Source organism: Singulisphaera photorubra, assembly GCF_045290345.1.
GTDB lineage: Bacteria > Planctomycetota > Planctomycetia > Isosphaerales > Isosphaeraceae > Singulisphaera.
Genome location: NZ_CP155447.1, coordinates 3921208 through 3939914, shown reverse-complemented (window position 1 = coordinate 3939914; position 18707 = coordinate 3921208). Strand labels below are relative to the sequence as shown.

The following is an 18707-nucleotide window of genomic DNA, read 5'->3' as shown; positions in this document are numbered from 1 at the left end:
TTCGAGCCGTTCTCGGGGTAGAATTCCGTTGGGTGCCCCTCCGAGCTATTTTCGACTGGTCGGTGCGACGACCGGCCGGCCCACACGCCGAGGAGGTCGTTATGTCCGTCACCGCGTCCGACCGCGCTCACGGTTCTCCCTTGCAGGATCCGCTTCGTGCGAAGCAGGTCAAGCAGGCGGAAGAGCTTCTCTTCTCGGAACCATCGCGAGGAGGATTTGCCAAGGCCTTGTTTCGGGGGGAGTTCCGCAAAGAGGTTGTCTTCCCCTACCCCGAGTTACCGGAAGCCGATCGGAACCGGGTCAATGACGCGGTCGCGGCGGTCCGTCGCTTCGCCGAATCCAGCATCGACGCGGCGGCCATCGATCGCGAGGCGGATATTCCCGCGAGCGTGATCGAAGGTCTCGCCAAGCTGGGCGTGCTAGGCATGACAGCGCCGGGGGAGTTCGGAGGTCGCGGGTTCAGCCAACTCGGCTACTGCCGGATCATGGAAGTGATCGGGGGCCACTGTTCCTCGACGGCCGTCTTCGTCAATGCGCACCACTCGATCGGCATCCGCGCGTTGCTCCTCTTCGGGACCGCCGAGCAGAAAGCGAAGTGGCTCCCCCCCTTGACCAGCGGCGAGAAGCTCGCCGCCTTCGCACTGACCGAAAAAGAGGCAGGATCGGACGCGAGCAACGTCCAGACAGTGGCCGTTCCCAGCGAGGACGGGAAGACCTACCGTCTGACCGGCACCAAACGCTACATCACCAACGGCGCGATCGCCGACGTCCTGACGGTCATGGCCCGCACGCCTGACCCCAAGGGAGGCGACTCGAAAGTCACCGCCTTCCTGGTCACGCCCGACCTCCCTGGATTCGAGGTGGTCGAGGCGAGGATGCCGAAGTGCGGGATCCGAGGGACGGCGACCGCCCGCCTGGCCTTCCACGACATGCCGGTCCCGGCCTCGAATATCCTCGGCCCCTTGGGCAAAGGGCTGAAGGTCGCGCTGACGGTGCTCGACTTCGGCCGAACCACCTTCGGCGCAAGCTGCACCGGAGCGGCCAAAACCTATCTGGCCGCCGCGACCCGGCACGCCGCCCGGCGCAAGCAGTTCGGCCGACCACTGGCCGACCTCGAGCTCATCAAGAAGAAGCTGTCCTTCCTCGCCGCGACGGCCTACGCCATGGAGGCGACCACCTACGAGACCGCCGCACTCATCGATCGTGGGGACGAGGATTACATGCTCGAAACCGCGATCCTCAAAGTCTTCTCCACTGAGATGCTCTGGCAAGGTTCGTACGAGACCCTCCAAATCCACGGAGGCCAGGGCTACTTTTGCGACGAGCCGTATGAGCGGATGATGCGCGACGCGCGCATCAACACCATCGGCGAGGGGGCCAACGAGGTCTTGAAAGCCTTCATCGCTCTGGTCGGCATGCGCGACATCGGCGAAGGGTTCAAGGCTACTCTTGAGGGGCTGAAGCGTCCGACTCGGTTCGTCCCGACCCTTTGGCGGTTCGGCCGAGACCGGCTGGTGAGAATGGCGCATCCACCGGTGATTCCGGTCACCTCTCCCCTGCTCCGCCGCGCTGCCGATGCCCTCGCTCGCCGCGTGACCCGGTTCGCCTGGGCCATCGAACGGACCTTGATCAAGCATCGCGAGGCGATTCTCGAGGCCGAGTACATCCAAGAGCGGATCGCCGATGCCGCGATCGCGCTGATGACCTCGGCATGCACCCTGGCTCGGCTCGACCGTGAACTGGAGGTCGAGTCCGTCTCACCGGCCAATCGAGACGCGGCGTTGCTCTACCTGAGAATGGCGAATCGCAGGTTCGACCAGGCCCTGATCGACCTCGATAACAATGACGACCACCTCACCACCCAGACAGCGAATGCCATCGTGAGAGAGTTCGGCGATGGTTGACAACCCTCTCTTCTCAAGGCCGTTATCAGGCGCAGGTCCGGGGGCAAGCGAATTGGAAAGTGCACTTGTCGTTTGAGCCTTCGCCAGAAAAGGGGACGTACTGGAGTGACTGGGGTCTTGGTTTCGAGACCCCAGTTCCGTTGATCTCAACCACGAGGTCGCCGGCCATCCGCAACCCTTCCTCTTTGACTGTACATTCCTCGAAGTCGAGCATGGAGTCGTTGTAGGGGACCTCGATCTGGAGTGTGAAGGAGGTCGGCGTGCGGACGATGATCGTAGGGTTCATAGTTCCAGTGCCTCGGGTGAGGACTGGAAGAGACCGAGAAATAAAGGGTTAGGGCCACATCATTCCTTCATTATATTCTGAAAAACACGTCACCACTGCGGAGGGGATTCCGACCGATCGAGGCGGAATATTTCGACGATGAAATCAAACTCATAAAAATACCCTCCCCCCTTTCTCGAGATAAAGCAGTACTCGGCCGCATGAGCGTCCTGGGCCTTATACAATTCTCCAGGTCGCCCGTCTACCTCGCACGTTTCGCCGCGTCCCAGAACCGACCACACATCCTCCGCCCAGACCAGAAGTGGACCATCCGACCCTTGATCTGAATATTCTATAATTTTGCCTGCCAACATATTAAGGTTGTCGGATGACTGCGTATTACGGAACCGCTCTCCGGCCCGTTTGATAGCCAGTTCCAGCGGCAGAGGCGGACTGCCACGGAGGTAATTCCCATTCCACTTGCCCTGGAAAGAGACGTAGGTGCGGGTCTTCCACTTTGACGGTCCGAGCCCACCGAAATAGTCCTGTTCATCGTAATTAAGACTGAAAAAATCGAGATCCCGATCGACGAAATACTCGAATTGGTCCCGACGCGTCCAAAGGTCCCAGGGCGGAGTTGGGATAGCGGTGAGCAGTCCCTCTTGGGTGAGGGTTCCGAGCGTCTCCGGATAGCTGCCGTGGAGCTGATGATAGCGTTCAATCGCGTTGATCAGCGGCTGGGCGGTCGCTTGGCTGTCCTTTGGCGTTCCCCAAACATGGTACAACAGTAAGACTACCAGCAACGGCAGACCAACGAGGCGAAAGAAATATGCAATCGCATCTGCTGTTATGCTCTTATACTGTGTATTTTTATACCTAACCACAACATAATCCTTTTTATTTCACCGCTTGTTTATAGTACTGCTTTTTTGGCAACAATGAGGAGTATTAGTAGCTAGGCACCCAAAAAGGACAAGACGGGGAGTCTGGGCAATCCGTCAAGCTGAGCGAGCGGGCACCCATCTTTGCTGGATCTCCCAGACCTCCCAATTGAGGTGCATGGCCGGGGCGGCTACTTCCTCTCACTCGGCAAGCGGGCCTCCCGTTGATGGCGGCAAACTCAGCCGAGCCTTAAAGACTCGATCATTACTGTTTGTCAGTTCTCCATCAAGCGAAAACGGTCCCATCTCACCGCGAGTGTACGCCGTCAGATGGCCGACACGGACGAGGTCGTGTTTTTCGGCCTCGTCGTCCTCGAAGATGAGCCCCCCGAACCAGCTTGGGCCAATCAGTTGCTCACTTAAAACACCGTAGAGTTGCCACGCGGGGTCATATGGCTCTTTTTCGGTGGAAGTTACGAGCACCGGGCCATTGAAGACGAGACGACAGGTCTCGTCATCGGTTAGTAAGAACGGTGGCTCGGGGAACTTCTCGGGAGTCGTGGTTTCCCACTCCCAACCCGAACCGTACCGACGAACGTTGCTAACGTTGACATCTCGGATCAACTCACGACCGTGGGGTTGAACCGTGTACAGGTTGGAGGGAATATCCAGCCAAGGCATGCAAAGCGCATTGCGGAAGTCATGCCCGTGGAGCACGATGGCACCCTGTCGTTGCTCCGAACGAGCAATCAGCTCAACCCACAGGTAGAGAGCAGTGCTAATTGGAATGGGGCTCGCTTGATGACTGAATAGCGCACTCAACCGCTCCCTGAAGGCCCTCCCCTCCTCACGCGACATATGCAACCAATCATGGAATGACACATCCGAGGTTTTAATAACGCCATGTGGGTCGCCGTTGCAGACGATGCCGATTGATTGGTAAAGGAAGAGCAATTCCTGGAACGACATGTCGAGGGCGATTCGGTCCGGAAATTCCTTGTCGCTCATCGTATCCCTATTCTTTGATGTTCAATCCATGGGTGGTGAATCGGAACTCAGGAGCCGCTCCGGCCAGAGCCGCTCCGGCCATGCACCTCAATTGGGAAGTCTGAGAGATTCGGCAAAGATGGGTGCCCACTCGCTCAGCTTGACGGATTGCCCAGGCTACCCGTTTTATCCTCTTTAGGTGCCTGGCTACTAAGAGCTAAGAGCCGCTCAAATGGGAAGTCCGGGGGATTCAGGAACCGCCCCGGCCAGGAACCGCCCCGGCCATGCACCTCAACTGGGAAGTCTGGGGGATTCAGCAAAATTAGGCGCCCACTCGCTCATCTTGACGGACTGCCCAGCCCCCCCCTTCTTGTCCTCTTTAGGTGCCTGGCGACTAATACCAGCGACTCGACTTTCGTTCACAGGACTCGTGCTCGACACCTTCCTTTCACGATTCAAGCCATCCGGAGTGACGCGGCGACGCTTTGCCTCCTTGAGGCGATAACTCTCACTGCCCGTCTCCACGATGTGGCAGCGGTGCGTCAGGCGATCCAACGCAGCGGCCGTCAAGCTCGCGTCCAACAGGACTTCCGTCCAACGCTCGAACGGAAGGTTCGTCGTTACGATCAAACTGAATCTTTCATATGCTGTGCTGATCACATCAAAGAGCAACTCCGCTCCTACCTTGCTCGCCGGTACGTAACCCAGTTCGTCGAGCACCAGCAGGTCCAGCTTGTTCAACTGCCCCTTCAGCCTCGCCAGTTGGTGTTGATCCCGTGCCTCCAGCAGGCTCGTGATCAGTTCGGTCACCCTCACGAATCGCACACGCTTGCCTCGCTGGCATGCCTCCACGGCCAGCGATGTCGCCAGGTGCGTCTTCCCGTACCCGATGCGCCGACCAACAGCACATTCTCACGCTTGTCAATGTATTCGCGTCTTGAAAGATCGTGCAACAAAATCTCGGGGATCACCGACTGGGCCGCGAACTCGAATTCTCCCAGAGTCTTTACCGCGGGAAACCGCGCCCCCTTCAGTCGGCGCGCCGCCGCCTTTCGCTCCCGCTCGATCAGTTCCAGTTCGCACACCCGCGACAGATAACCCAGATGGTCCACCCGTTCACTCGCGCACTGCCGGGCGACCTTCTCGCACTCCGCCCAGATCGTCGGTAGCTTCAAAGACCTCAGCATCGGCTTCAAACGGACCAAGTCTCCTGGCGTCGAACTTGACTTGCTCATCGCGGCACCTCCCCGCACAACGAGCGGTAGCCGCTCAGGTCTGGCTCCGGGACGCTCACGCGTGGCAAGTGGGGAAGGCCTTCCAGATCCAATGTCGCCGTCGGCCGATCCCGGCGGTGCTCCAAGATTAACCGCACTCCGTCGGCTGCCGACACCTCCAGACTCAAGGCCTGCTCGACCGCCGCGGTCAACTCCCCAAGCGTGGCTTGTTCCAGGAGTCGCAGGACTCGGATGTACTCGACCTGGCCACGCGGCCCCTCGTCCTCGGCCAGGCGGAGCCGGAGTGCCGCAAAGCACTCCGGCAACTCCCAGCCCTCCAGGGGCAGGGCGAAGTCCAGTGCCCCGGGCTTTCGCTCCAGCAAGCCCAGATAATGGATTGGATCGAAGATTGTCCGACAGCGATCCCAGGATCGAGGATGGTTGGCAACGATTGTTCCGGTCGTCTCCACCCGCACCCGCTCTACATCCGCCACGACGGTCAGACGCCGATGCGCGTATCGAGTCGGGACCGAGTAATCGTTGCGATCGAATCGTACCAGCGACAACGAATTGGCCCGGACTGACTCCACCTGGCGGATGCTCAACGGCTCCTTGGGAATGGCCAACAGTTCGGCTCGCTCCCGCTCCAGGAGTTGGGCATTGGTCAGCGTCCGGCCTCGCGTCGTGCGTTCCAGGTCACTCCGGCAGCTCTCTTCCAAGCGTGCATTGAGCGCGGCGAAGGAATCGGCCTCGGGGACCGGCACGAGGAAGTTACGCCGCGCGTAGCCTAAAAGCGACTCAACATGTCCTTTTTCGTTGGGGGAACGAACACGACAGAAATGAGATTCAAACAAGTAGTGACTTTTCATTTTGAGGAACTCGGTGGTCACGCCCTCCCCCCGGTGGCCGAGAATCCGAGCCACGGCGATCCGGGTATTGTCGTAGGTGATCCGACGGGGTATGCCGCCGAAGCACTCGAAGGCGAGGCGATGTCCCTCCTGAAAGGTGAGCGTGCATTCCCGCGGGAAGACGGCGCAGAAGATCGCATCGGAATGGGTGAGCGTCATGACGAACATCGCGGCCGTGGAGGATTGTCCAGCGATGTTGATGACGGCGCGTCCGAAGTCCGCTTGAGCGTCGCCGGGCCGGTGGACCAGGGGGAGGAACGCTTCGGCTTGCCCCTCCCGCCAGGCTTGGACGACGCCTTGAACCATTGTCAATCCACCAAGATAGCCATGTTCATTTCTAAGGCGTTGAAAGATGCGACGAACGGTATGCCGCTGCTTCCTCGGCGCCTTGCGGTCATCCTGGAGGATTTGATGGATGATCGGTAAGAACGGCTCAAGTTTGGGGCGTGAACGCGGCAGGTTCTGGCGATAGCCTGGAGGCTCATTATGGAGGAGGATCTTTTGGAGGGTGTCCCAGTGGATGTCGAACTCGCGGCAGATGGAACGTTTGCTCTGCCCGTCCACGAGGACGCGACGGCGGATCTCGGCCCAGTTTTGCATGTGTGTGAACACCCATAGACCTCGCGACGCGTGGGGTATCGAGGCGAAACAGTGTTCACCTTGGTGTACCAGACGCCACGAGTGGATCTATGAGCGCTACGTTTTTCGACCGAACATCGGAGACCGGCGCGCGCTACGTTTTTCGACCGACGTTCACACGTCGTCTTGACGCGCCGTGGTTTTATGGATTCATCAGGTTACTGATCCTTGCCCCGTTTGTCTTTAGAATGGTAGAAGACGACCAAACACATCTTGACTAAACCGATTGCTCTCCTGAACCTTCACCGGGGTCGGGGTCTCGAATCTGCATGACCCTTCAGAGTTGAATAAGGATCGCACCATGATCACGCTGCCCGAAGTTCGTGTCGGTGAACCGATCCGCCACGAGGCCCTGAGCGTCTTTCCCTTGTTCTCACCCTCTGATGGGGGCGTCGAATACCTCCTCTCCGAAGAGGCGATTGGAGCCGGATCGGTCACTGTTGAGGAGGTCAGCGAGGGTGGCTCGGTTCCGACCCTCCTGGTGATCAACACCGGGGACTTCAGCGTCCTGTTCCTCGAAGGGGAGGAACTGAAGGGGGCGAAGCAGAATCGGGTGCTGAACACCTCGGTGCTGGTCGCCGCCCATAGCAAGACGTCGATCCCGGTCAGTTGTGTCGAGCGAGGGCGTTGGCGTTATCTGTCGAAAAACTTCTCCTCGGGCGGGTCGCATTCGTCTTCCAAGCTGAGACGGCACCTCAAGGCGTCGGTGGCACGATCTCTCAAGGAAGGGCGAGGGCACACGTCCGACCAGGGGGCTGTATGGGAAGAGGTCAGCCGCCAGATGAACTCCCTCGGGTCCACGTCCGAGACGGGGGCGATGTCGGACACCTATGAACGCCACCAGGATCGCTTGAACGAGTTCCGGGAGCAGTTGAAGTACGTCGAGGGTGCGAGCGGGGTCGCCGTAGCCGTGGGGTCGCAGGTCGTCGCCGTGGACGTCTTCGATCGCTCCTCGACCTGCCAGAAGGTCTGGGATCGGCTGTTGAGCGGAGTGGTCATGGATGCCCTGGAGTCGGGCAAGCCGGAGAAGCTCCCCGAGTCCGCCGACGTCGAGGCCCTCTTGGCTCAACTGCGGGCCGCCACCTGGGAACCGTCCCCGGCGGTCGGCGACGGACAGGAGTATCGCACTGATTCTGTACCGTTGTCACATGCCTCGACACTGGTCCTGGGCGACGTGGTGTTGCACGGCAGCGTGGTCGTGGAGAGTCGAGTCTGACGATCCGAGACGTCAAAGTATGCGAGACGCGAAACGACGAAACGATCTTAGAAGCTCTGCCAAAACCTCAGTTCGCCCGCCATTGGAGTGCTGAGTTTCCAGGGTTTATTGACGTTCTACGGGCGCATCGAGGAAGGTTCTGAGTTTCTTTACGGTGGCAAAATGCCTGATATTCTCAGGGAAGACGACGTTCAGGAGTACGAAACAGGGGCCTCCCACCCTGTTTTTTAGGGGTTTTCGAGGTTTTGGCAGAGCTTCTTAGGAGGAGCCGCCCCGGAGAAGCCGCCCCGGCCATGCACCTCAATTGGGAAGTCTGGGAGACCCAGAAAGAGAAGCCGCCCCGGCCAAGAGCCGCCCCGGCCATGGAGCGCCCCGGCCATGCACCTCAATTGGGAAGTCTGGGAGACCCAGAAAAGATGTGCGCCCACTCGCTCAGCTTGACGGACTGCCCAGGCTCTTTGTCTTACCCTCTTTAGGTGCCTGGCTACTATGGAGCCGACGTACCCCAGGTCCGGGTGGCCTTCGGCAGCCCGGGAAACGGAACCATCAACATGCGATGCCCGCGAATCCGGTGGATGTTTTTCCTGGCCGTCTTGATAGTCATCACGGTCAGCGTAGGCATGTCCGGGGTGACCTATCTTCAGAGGCTCGGTCGAGAGGCCAAACTGCGCAAGAGTTGTGCCGCTCACTTGCGCGATATCTGGTGGGCGCTCGGTGGACCACGTTCAGAACCTTCGGAGCCTTTCCCAGTCGGCGTGGTACCCGCTGAAGGCATTCCACCCGAGAAGCGGTTGAGTTGGGTGACCCTCCGCTACCCTTACTTCGACGAAAGCCAGAACATCCACTTTCTGTTCGACGAGATGGAACCATGGGATTCTAAAGTCAATCGAAACCCGAAAATCCGCAGCATGGCGGATGGCGACGATCCCGGCAAGGAAATCGTCTACTCCTTGCCAGATCTCGTTACATTTTACCTCCTACTCTGTCCAGAGAGTCCAATCTATCCGAAATTCGATGGATCCAACGAGAAAAAGAAGACCCCGGCCGAGATCCACTACATCGGCATCGCGGGTGTCGGCCGGGACTCGCCCTCACTTCCCGAGAAGCATCCCAGGGCCGGAGTCTTCGGTTACGATCGGCAGACGCGGATGGCCGATATCACGGACGGTGCCGCCAACACGATGATGATGTCTGAAACGTCGCTGGCGATCGGCCCTTGGATCGCGGGTGGCCCCGCCACAGTGAGAGGGCTCGACCCGGACCGAACGCCCTATGTGGGCAAGGGCCGGCAGTTCGGCGGGAACCATCGCGGCGGAGCGATGGTTCTGTTCGTCGATGGCTCTGTCCGATTTGTCCGCGACTCGGTTGCCCCGAGCGCCTTCGAGGCTCTCTCAACAATTGCGGGCGGGGCGCATGACACATCTACGACCGAGTGGGGAGAGCTGCTGATTCCCGCTTGGACAGAATCGAGGTAGATGTCCTGCGAAGTGGAACGCTTAGACTATGGTCGAGAGGTTACAGATGTCTGCGGATTTTTCTGTAAAGATCGCGCAGACCTGAACCAACGCTAGCCGCAGAGCGTTGGTTTTTGTCCGTTTGCTATCTCAAGGCCATTTCCTCCACATCTGCCCAAGCATCGCCCAACTTGAAGCTCTGACAAAACGCTTGCGGCATAGGATTTGCGCTATAGGTCGATAGTTCTTCATCCCGAACCGCCCCGGCCATGCACCTCAATTGGAAGGTCTGGGTGATTCAGCAAAGATGGGCGCCCGCTCGCTCAGCTAAGCACGTGGACCTGGTCTTTCTTTGTATTGAATCATGTGCAAATCATGGGTGCCACGGGTTGTACTCAACCCGTGAGCCAAAAACCCGGGCAATCGTTCACGGGTTGAGTACAACCCGTGGCACCCGACGCCGATTGCAGCACCTCGGTCACCTATCAGAAAATCAAAGAAAACCGAGACCAACGGCTTAGACGGATTGCCCAGGCTCCCCGTCTTATCGTGTGCGTCCGGTGAACCCCTTCTTGCGGCCCATGCTACGATCGGTGCATGGCCGAAAGGGGGTGAACTATGGGCCGAGTGGCAGGATCGAGAAACGGGCGGGAGCCGTACTGGCGGCTGGTTCTGGCCCGGTGGAAGCGGAGTGGACTGTCGGTCCGGGCGTTCTGCCTGGCCGAGGGCGTGAGTGCGCCGTCGTTTTATTGGTGGCGGCGGGAACTCCAGCGGCGCGACCAGCCCAAGCCCGCGTTTCTTCCTGTGCATGTGCTCGCCGACAAGGCGGAGTCGCCCGCCGGGAGCATCGAGGTCGTGCTGGCCAATGGACGCTGCTTGCGGGTCGGGGCCGGGTTCGACCCTCAGACCCTCGTGCAAGTCGTTGAACTGCTCGAAGCCGGAGAACGGTCATGGTGAGCTTGTCTCCAACCGTCCGGATCTGGCTCGCGGCGCAGCCGGTCGATCTGCGAAAATCGTTCGACAGTTTGGCGGCCCTGGTCCGCGACGGGCTCCAGGGCGATCCGCTCTCGGGAGACATCTTCGTCTTCCGCAACCGGGCCGCCGATCGCATCAAGCTCCTGATTTGGGAGGAGGACGGGTACGCAATCTGGTACAAGCGATTGGAAGCCGGCACCTTTCGCTTTCCGCCGTCTCCGGAGGCTCAGCCCCGCGTCGAGGTCCGCGCCGCGGACCTCGTCATGCTCCTCGAAGGGATCGACCTCTCGAGCGTGAAACGCGGCAAACGCTATCACCGACCCGTCCCCAGAGCCACGGTGTGAGTCCCCGGCCGGCCGCCGCGTTTTTCCAAAGAATCATCGAATAATATAAGAACCTCATGCGTCTAAAAGTGCATGAGCGAAGACGCCCGCCCCATCACCTTTGAAACCCCTGCCGATCCCACGGCGACGTTGCCCAGTGATCCTGCCTTCCTCCAGCAGATGATCATCGAACTGCTCGCCGCCCTTCGCGAAACACGGCGTCAGAACGAGGAATTGCAACATCGCCTCGACCTCCTTTTGCGGCGGCTCTACGGCCCACGCACCGAACGCTTCGACCCCAATCAACCGCTGCTTATCCCCGACGCCTTCGAACCGCTGGCCCCGGAACCCGAACCCTCGGTCACCGGCGACGCGGTCGCACCCGAGCCCGAGCCCGAGCCGGGTGCGGCCCCCGCGAAGAAGAATCGATCTCACGGCCGCAGGCCCTTGCCCAAGAACCTCCGCCGCGAGCCTCGGGTCTACGAATTGACCGAAGCCGAACGCCGCTGTCCGCAATGCGGCGAGACCCGAGCCCAGATCAGCGCAGAACGCAGCGAGCAACTCGACTATGTGCCGGCGACCTTGTTCGTGGTCGAGCACGTGCGCTGCACTTACGCCTGCCCGCACTGCGAAGGTCAAGTCGTCACCGCCGGCAAGCCAGCCCAGCCGATCCCCAAGGGTTTGCCTGGACCGGGACTACTGGCTCATGTGATCACGGAAAAGTATGCCGATCATATTCCACTCCATCGCCAGGAACGCCGCCTGGCCCGGCAAGGGGTGGAGCTGTCACGCTCAACCCTCTGCGACTGGATGGCCGGCGCCGCCCAAAGTCTCGAGCCGCTCTACGACCTGATGAAGACATTGGTCCTGTTGTGCGGCACGATTCACACCGACGACACGTCGGTGAAGCTGCGGGACTCGGAGCGAAAGATCAAGGCCTTGGCCCGGCTCTGGATCTACTTCGGCGATCATCTTTATCCTTACAATGTTTTTGATTTCACGAGGAGCCATAAGCGAGACGGTCCGAGTCTGTTTCTCAAGGGTTTTCGCGGTTATTTGCAGGCTGATGCCTTCAGCGGCTACGACGGCATCTACGCGGGCGGCAACGTCGTGGAGGTGGGTTGCAACGCCCACGCCCGCCGCAAGTTCGTCGAGGCGCAGAAGACGGACCTAACGAGAGCGAGTACGGCCCTGGCCTACTACCGCCAGCTCTACGCGATCGAGAAGCAGATCAAAGCAGAGCTCGCCAAGCTGCCTGAGGACGCCAACGAGCCGACACGGGCCGCGATTCGGCTACGGGTGCGCCAGGAGCGGGCGGTGCCAGTTTGGGAGAGCCTCGAGAAGTGGCTGAAGGAGGAGCGACCGCAGGTGCTCCCCAAGAGTCCGATGGGAGGGGCGATCGGTTACATGAAGAACCACTGGGAGGCGTTGAAACGGTACACCAGTTCGGGCTACCTGTCGATCGATAACAACGTAGCCGAGCAACATATGAAGACAATCGCGACTGGACGAAAAAACTGGCTTTTCACTGGGAGTGAGACCGGCGGGAAGACCATGGCCGTGCTGTTCAGCGTAGTGTCGAGTTGCCAGCGTCACGGTCATGACCCGTTCGTCTACCTGCGCGACGTGCTATCCCGATTGCCGGTGCTTCCCAAAGAGAATCTGGCCGACCTTCTCCCTGACCGTTGGTCGCCTCCCCAAGCCGCCGATCCTGCGGCGACCCCAGAGGGTCCCATCGCCGACGGTTCCCCGAGCTGATAACGGCTCCCGCCGGCACTCGAAACGCGGCGCTCCCACCGCGGTGTTCGGGCCAGGCTCGACACGGGTTCGAGAGCGCGTCGCGTCAGTTGATGCCGGATCATGACCCCGCGTAGGGTCCCGACTGACGGCCACCACAGTAGCCGAGGCCCCTCGGCCAATTGCCAAGGGGGACGTGGTCCGCCGGACGCACACCAAACGCTCGTGGTTGTAAAACGCAAACCACCTTTCAAGGCCGGCTTCCAACTCTTTGACACTGCGATATGCTTTCAAAACCAGGAGCCGCACCGGCCATCGCACCTCAATTGGGAGGTCTGGGAGATCCAGCAAAAATGGGCGCCCGCTCGCTTAGCTTGACGGATTGCCCAGCCCCCTCGTCTTATCCTCTTTACCTGGCTACTAACACCCTAGGCTACTAATACCCTAATACCCCATTCCTGGCCGAGGTCGACCCGAGCGTGGACCCGTTCCCCACGGCGGGCGCAGTTCGCCAGCGGGCCTCGGCTGAGTCCCAGAAATAACGAGAGCGCAGGCAAACGGCGCACGGGGAAGACGTGGCCGTGCAACCGGTGGCTGCGGCAGGTGGTGGTCCAGGCCGCCCGGGCGGCGTCACACGGCAAGGGAACGTATCTGGCGGCCCGCTATCCCAGGGTCTGCCGGCGAGACGACGCAAGCCGAAACGAGCGCTGTTGGCGGTGGCGCACACGCTTCTGGTGATCGTCTACCAGGTGCTGAAACAGCGGGTGGCCTATCGGGAACTGGGGGCGGATTACTGCGATCGGCTGGAGCCGGAACGGTTGGCCAATTCCCTGGTCCGACGACTAGAGCAACTCGGCCACAAGGTCACCCTGACAGCAGCCAAGGACGCCGAGCTCCCACCCGACCTCGCAGGCGCTGGTTGCCCCGATTAATTTTCAGAGCGGAGCAGTGCAGTCTTTGAGGAGCCAAGACGGAATCGAACCGCTCTCGGCTCCAAGACAGCTCAACCCTCGAGTTCGTTTGGGCGATTCACAGTGGTCTGCTGACGACCAATCGGTTTCAATGGGCATGATCGAATGATCCGCGAGGGTCGCTTGGCGAATCCGGCACCTTTATTCCCCCCCCATCGCACCTGACGCGAGGCCCAGACATGCTGACGCTTTTCGACCGGGTCACGCGACAGAATCGACGATCGTTCTTACGGATCGGAGGATCAGCCGCGCTGGGAGCGGGTGGGCTGACCTTGGCTGACCTGGCCACGCTTCAGGCGCGAGCGGAAGGAATCCCGGGCGTGCTGACGGGGAAGTCGGTGATCTTCCTGTTCCTCCACGGTGGCCCGAGCCAGTTCGAGACCTTCGACCCGAAGATGGACAGGCCCGAAGGCATCCGGAGCGAGACGGGTGAGCTCGCCACCAGGATACCGGGAGTGACCTTCGGTCAATCGTTCCCCCAACTCGCCCGCCTGGCCGATCGGCTGAGCATCGTCCGTTCGTATGTGCCGGGGGATGCGAATCATAACCTCAAGCCGCTCGTCGGCCGCGACACATTCGAGGCTAATCTCGGGTCCGTTTATTCCCGAGTCGCGGGGGCCAATGACCCGCGGACCGGCCTGCCCACCAATGTCGTCCTGTTCCCCCGCGCCGTGGATCCGTCGACGCGTCCGGTCACGACGAGCTTCGGCCGGTTCACCGCGACCGGCCCGCTCTCCTCGGCGGATGCTCCCTACGACCCCAGCCAGGGAGGCTCCGCCGCGAATGACCTGCGGCTGGCGATCCCGCGCGAGCGGCTCGACGACCGTCGCGCCTTGCTCACCGCCTTGGATCGGCTTGCGCGGCGGATCGATCGGAACAAGGCCCTCGAGGGGGTCGATGGAATGCGCGACCAGGCCTACCGCCTGCTCACGGGAGGGCTGGCCGAAGCGTTCGACCTGGAGCGCGAAGATCCTCGGCTCGTGGCCCGCTATGACACCGCCCCCTTGGTCCGCCCCGACGCCATCAGCCATCAATGGAAGAACCATAGGAACTACGCCGACAACGCCAAGTCGCTGGGCAAGCTGCTGCTGCTGGCCCGTCGCCTCTGTGAACGCGGTTGCGGCTTCGTGACTGTAACGACCAACTTCGTCTGGGACATGCACGCCGACGAGAACAACGCGACGATGAAAGAGGGGATGCGGTACATGGGCCCCCCCCTCGACCATGCGTTGTCGGCCTTCCTCGAAGACCTACAAGCCCGAGGCCTTGACGACAAGATCCTGCTCGTCGCCTGCGGAGAGATGGGCCGCTCCCCTCGGGTCAACGCCAAAGGGGGGCGCGATCACTGGGGAAAACTGGGCCCGTTATTGCTGGCGGGCGGTGGCCTTCCGATGGGCCAGGTCATCGGCCTCTCCAATCGCGACGGCTCGGCCCCACAGTCGGAACCAGTCACGTCACGTCACCTGATCGCGACGATCATGCATACTTTGTTCGACGTCGCCCAGTTGCGACTCGTTCCCAACCTCCCCCGAGAGTTCGCCCAGTCGATGGTGAGCTGGGACCCGATCCCGGGCCTTGCGACTTGAATCGCCACGACTGTTGATCGCAGACATGAAAGAATTAAGCAAAGCTTATTGATGGCCAGAGTAGCCCGAATTCATCTATGGATGAGCACAAATTCGAGGCCGAGGGAATGACGGCCGGGCCTGCCGTGCTACGGGTCTCGATGGACCGTAGCACGGCAGGCCATGAACCACTCAGGTCAGGGTCCCGGGTGGTTCCTTGATCTCCGCTCCATCGCAATCACTCTCTGCGATGGATCACAAAGGCTCGTCGACCGGAACCGGCCCCTGCGCGGGGAAGACGCTGTAGAGCACCGGGATCAAGTACTGGGCCAGGAACATCGAAGTCAGCATCCCGCCCACGACCACGATCGCAAGCGGCTTCTGAGCCTGCGAACCGATGGAGGTCGCCACCGCGGCCGGCAAGAGCCCGAGAATTGCGGTGAGCGAGATCATCATGACCGGGCGGAGCAGCAATTCCGATCCTTGAATGACGGTGTCGCGGACCGGCAGGCCCTCCTTGCGCATCCGGTTGAAGTAGGAGATCAGGAGCACTCCGTTCTGCACCACCACCCCGAAGATCGAGATGAACCCGACCGCCGCGGAGATGCTGAAGTTGGTGCCCGTCAGACGGAGGGTCCAAACTCCTCCCATCGCCGCGGTCACAACACCGGCCATGACGAGCATGGCGTCCTTGAGCGAGTTGAACATGGTGTAGAGCAAAACGATGATCAGGACGATCGACAAGGGAACCATGATCATCAACCGCGCATTGGCCTCCTGCATCTGGGCGAATTCGCCCGACCACTCGATCCGATAGCCTCGAGGGAGCTTCGCGCCCGACTTCGGATCATCGACCTTGGTTCTCGCTTCAGCGATCGCCGAGGCGAGGTCCCGGTTGTGCACGCTGAACTTGATCGGGATGTATCGCTGATTATTTTCCCGATAGATATAAGAGGCTCCCGGCAAGTGGGGATTGATCGTGGCCAGTTGTGAGAGCGGGATCCGGGCTGGGGACTGCCCATTCTCCGCCGGCATCTCGACCGGCAAGCGCGCGATGCTATTCGGGTCTTGTCGTTCATCCTTGGGAAGCCGAAGGACGATCTCGTAGACCTTCTCCCCTTCGACCATCTGCGAGAAGGCCCGGCCGCCGACCGCGACCTGCACGGTGCTCTCGACGTCGGCCACGTTGATCCCGTAGCGGGCACACGCCTCGCGATCGATGCGGATCTCGAAATTCGGCTGCCCCACGATGTGGAACACGCCGACGTTCTCGATGCCGGCTACCGACTTGAGGATCTCCGCGACTCGGTGGCCGGTTTCTTCCAGGGTCTTCAAGTCATTGCCGTAGAGCTTGACGGAGTTGGCCCCTTTCACCCCCGAAAGCGCCTCTTCGACATTGTCTCGGATCAGTTGCGAGAAGCTGAAGTCGAGACCGGGGAACTTGCGAAACTTCTCCGTCAACTGGTCCTGAATCTTCTCGCGGGTCATCCCTTCGCGCCACGTGTCCATCGGCTTGAGCGGTACGTTGAACTCGAGGTTGAAAAAGCTGGTGACGTCCGTCCCGTCGTCGGGCCGGCCGACGTGCGACATCACGCCCCGGACCTCGGGAACCGAGGCGATCACCTCTCGCAACCGAGGCGCCAGGCGTGCGGCTTCCTGGAGCGAAACGGTCCGCGGCATCAAAGCACGAATCCAGAGATTGCCTTCTTCGAGTTCAGGCATGAACTCCGCGCCCAGGCCAGGGAGCAAGGCCAGGGTAAACGCAAGGAGACCGCCCATCACCGCCAGAGTCAGGCAACGGTGATCCAAGGTCCAGTTCAGGGACCTGGTGTAGTACTTTTTCAAGACGCGGTCGATCAGGGTTTCCTTTTCCTCCATCTTGTTGTGGAAGAGGAAGGAACAGAGCACCGGGGCGAGCGTCGTGGCAATCAGAAGGGCCCCGAGAATCGAAAAGGCGTACGTATTGGCCATCGGCCCGAACAAGGCCCCAGCCGGGCCCGACATGGTGAACAGAGGCAAGAACGCGCATATGATAATCATCGTCGCGAAGAACAAGGGACGTTCGACCGCGGACGAGGCATCGGCGATCCGCTCAATCAGCGGGCGGGTCCGGTCCGCGTTGTGGGCGGTGATATGTCGGTAGATGTTCTCGACGATGATGACCGAACTATCGACGATGATCCCGAAGTCGACCGCGCCGATGGAGAGCAGGTTGGCCGACTTTCCCTGCAAGTAGAGCACCGTGATTGCGAACATCAACGCCAGCGGGATCACCAGCGCCACGATGAAGGCACTCGTCAAGTCACCGAGGAAGATCAGGAGCACGGCGACGACGAGCACCATCCCAACGACCAGGTTATGCATCACGTTATGGGTCGTGACGTGAACGAGGTCGGTCCGTTGGTTGAAGACCACGATCTTCATCCCTTTGGGAAGGAGTTCCCCCTCGTTGATCTCCCTGAGCTTCGCCTCGACAGCGTTGGCCGTCGGCAGCGACTTCTCGTTCTTTCGCATCAAGACGATGCCTTCGATGACGTCGTCCTGGTTACCGCGACCGACAATCCCCAACCGGGGCCGCCACGAGACGATGACTTTGGCGAGTTGTCCGACGAAAATCGGTGACGAGTCACGCGCGGCGACTACCACCTTACGGATATCGTCGAGTTTCGCCGCCTCGATCACGCGTGCCTGCTCCACGTTGGCGGGATCGAGCGGGTCAACCCCGCCCCCCAGCAGGCCGATCACCCGGACGTTATGGGCCTGACTGCCCAGCGAGAGAATATCCCCCCCGACGTTGGCGTTGGAGCGTTCGATCGCATCCTCGACCTGCTGCATCGTCACGTTGTAATTGCGCATCAGACGGGGATCGAGCAACACATGGTATTGCTTGACCGTGCCGCCGTATCCGGTCACATCCACCACCCCCGGCACCGTCTTGAGAGCGCGGTTGACGACCCAGTCCTGGACCGCCTTGAGGTCGTTCACCGTATAGCCGGGCCCTTCCAGTACGTAACGAACGATCTCGCCGGTGGGACTCCAGGGCGAGAGCCCAGGCTTGACCCCCTTGGGCAGGTTCTCGACGCCAGCGATCCGGTTAATCACCTCCTGTCGCGCGGCGCTGTAGTCAGTCCCATACGCGAACTGGCATTTAATGTCGCTCAAGCCGGCAATCGACGTGCTCCGCAGGTCAACGAGGCCCGGCATTCCGTTGAGGGCCGTCTCCAACGGGATGCCGACGAGGCGTTCCATCTCCTCGGGGCTGGCGCCAGGATTTTGGGAGATGACCTCCACCAGCGGTGGGGTCGGATCGGGGTAAGCCTCGACGTTCAGGTTGATCGCCGAATGAATGCCCATGCCAATCAAGGCGAGGACACCCAGGATGACGATCAAGCGATTATGAAGGCTCCACGTAATGACAGCGCGGACCATGGGCGGGGTCACTCATCGAGGATTGATCTCGGGCTTATCAAAGAAAAGAGGGGGGGAAGTGATCCGAGGCGCGGGCCCTCAAGCCCTTGAGACTGGTTCCGTACCATTCCGGGGAGAGTGGGACGGCCATTCTCGTGGCAAAGTTTGAGGGAGGGGGGATTTTCAAACTAACAGAATCCACCGCAAAGGCGAAGATCCTCCCTACCGAACCCGACGATTTCCGAACGAGCCCGGGGACT

General features: G+C 60.6%; 14 protein-coding genes and 1 pseudogene. 9 read left to right on the top strand and 6 right to left on the bottom strand.

Annotation, left to right across the window (positions count from 1 at the left end):
- Positions 1-101: 101 nt before the first annotated feature.
- Entirely contained in the window at positions 102-1904 is a 1803-nt protein-coding gene (locus tag V5E97_RS15120) for an acyl-CoA dehydrogenase family protein (RefSeq protein ID WP_406700141.1), read from the top strand.
- A 25-nt stretch (positions 1905-1929) separates the two neighbouring features.
- Here the strand turns inward: V5E97_RS15120 and V5E97_RS15115 are convergent, their stop codons facing one another.
- From V5E97_RS15115 to istA, 5 genes and pseudogenes are all read right to left on the bottom strand, one after another.
- Positions 1930-2190, bottom strand: coding sequence for a hypothetical protein (locus V5E97_RS15115; RefSeq protein WP_406700140.1), 261 nt, complete (start codon positions 2188-2190; stop codon positions 1930-1932).
- A gap of 89 nt (positions 2191-2279) precedes the next feature.
- Positions 2280-3053: a hypothetical protein gene (locus V5E97_RS15110; RefSeq protein WP_406700139.1), complete on the bottom strand. Its 774-nt coding sequence runs from the start codon at positions 3051-3053 to the stop codon at positions 2280-2282.
- A 198-nt stretch (positions 3054-3251) separates the two neighbouring features.
- Positions 3252-4058, bottom strand: coding sequence for a hypothetical protein (locus tag V5E97_RS15105; RefSeq protein ID WP_406700138.1), 807 nt, complete (start codon positions 4056-4058; stop codon positions 3252-3254).
- A 270-nt stretch (positions 4059-4328) separates the two neighbouring features.
- Positions 4329-5224: pseudogene (istB, locus tag V5E97_RS15100) on the bottom strand (IS21-like element helper ATPase IstB).
- 44 nt (positions 5225-5268) lie between these two features.
- Positions 5269-6759 carry an IS21 family transposase gene (istA, locus tag V5E97_RS15095; RefSeq protein WP_406700137.1) on the bottom strand — a complete coding sequence of 497 codons (1491 nt, stop codon included), beginning with the start codon at positions 6757-6759 and terminating at the stop codon, positions 5269-5271.
- Between the two features lie 340 nt (positions 6760-7099).
- On the opposite strand from istA, the gene V5E97_RS15090 reads away from it, so the two are divergent.
- The 8 genes from V5E97_RS15090 to V5E97_RS15055 all read left to right on the top strand — a co-directional run bounded on the left by V5E97_RS15090 (position 7100) and on the right by V5E97_RS15055 (position 15060).
- Entirely contained in the window at positions 7100-8014 is a 915-nt protein-coding gene (locus V5E97_RS15090; protein WP_406700136.1) for an ARPP-1 family domain-containing protein, read from the top strand.
- Positions 8015-8565: 551 nt separating this feature from the next.
- Entirely contained in the window at positions 8566-9489 is a 924-nt protein-coding gene (locus V5E97_RS15085; RefSeq protein ID WP_406700135.1) for a DUF1559 family PulG-like putative transporter, read from the top strand.
- Positions 9490-10086: 597 nt separating this feature from the next.
- Positions 10087-10425: an IS66 family insertion sequence element accessory protein TnpA gene (gene tnpA, locus V5E97_RS15080; protein ID WP_406694549.1), complete on the top strand. Its 339-nt coding sequence runs from the start codon at positions 10087-10089 to the stop codon at positions 10423-10425.
- Positions 10419-10787, top strand: a complete 369-nt coding sequence (tnpB, locus tag V5E97_RS15075) for an IS66 family insertion sequence element accessory protein TnpB (RefSeq protein WP_406694550.1) — start codon at positions 10419-10421, stop codon at positions 10785-10787. The genes tnpA and tnpB overlap by 7 nt, the downstream gene beginning before the upstream one ends.
- 72 nt (positions 10788-10859) lie before the next feature.
- On the top strand, positions 10860-12524 hold the full coding sequence (tnpC, locus tag V5E97_RS15070) for an IS66 family transposase (protein WP_406696518.1): 1665 nt from the start codon (positions 10860-10862) through the stop codon (positions 12522-12524).
- Positions 12525-12950: 426 nt separating this feature from the next.
- Complete coding sequence (locus tag V5E97_RS15065) at positions 12951-13241, top strand: transposase (protein ID WP_406701161.1); 291 nt, start codon at positions 12951-12953, stop codon at positions 13239-13241.
- Entirely contained in the window at positions 13220-13435 is a 216-nt protein-coding gene (locus V5E97_RS15060) for a hypothetical protein (RefSeq protein ID WP_406700134.1), read from the top strand. Before V5E97_RS15065 ends, V5E97_RS15060 begins: the two co-directional genes overlap by 22 nt.
- A gap of 218 nt (positions 13436-13653) precedes the next feature.
- Positions 13654-15060: a DUF1501 domain-containing protein gene (locus V5E97_RS15055; protein ID WP_406700133.1), complete on the top strand. Its 1407-nt coding sequence runs from the start codon at positions 13654-13656 to the stop codon at positions 15058-15060.
- A 234-nt stretch (positions 15061-15294) separates the two neighbouring features.
- Here V5E97_RS15055 and V5E97_RS15050 read toward each other — a convergent pair whose 3' ends face one another.
- Positions 15295-18468, bottom strand: coding sequence for an efflux RND transporter permease subunit (locus tag V5E97_RS15050; RefSeq protein WP_406700132.1), 3174 nt, complete (start codon positions 18466-18468; stop codon positions 15295-15297).
- Positions 18469-18707: the final 239 nt, after the last annotated feature.